Below are 243 nucleotides of genomic sequence, written 5' to 3'. Positions count from 1 at the left end.
AGACCAATCAATGGGTGTGCCTAAAGATCAATTGGCCAACCTTGGTTCTTATCATCCGATTGCGGCTTACTTTAAAAATATCGGGGGCGCAGCCTTTGCCTTTATGCTCCCAGTCCTAGCTGGGTTTATCGCCAACTCAATTGCAGATAAACCTGGTTTAGTTGCAGGTTTCGTTGCGGGTTCAATGGCTGCCTCTGGTCTTGCCTTTGGCAAACTTGATCCAGCTACAATGATTCCATCAGG

General features: G+C 47.3%; 1 pseudogene. It reads left to right on the top strand.

Annotated elements, in window-relative coordinates:
• Positions 1–243, top strand: a pseudogene (locus ETC27_RS18325) (hypothetical protein); the annotation flags it as partial.

Origin of the sequence: Onishia niordana (assembly GCF_004798965.1) — a bacterium.
GTDB classification, from domain to species: domain Bacteria; phylum Pseudomonadota; class Gammaproteobacteria; order Pseudomonadales; family Halomonadaceae; genus Onishia; species Onishia niordana.
This window is presented reverse-complemented; position numbering and strand designations above follow the sequence as displayed.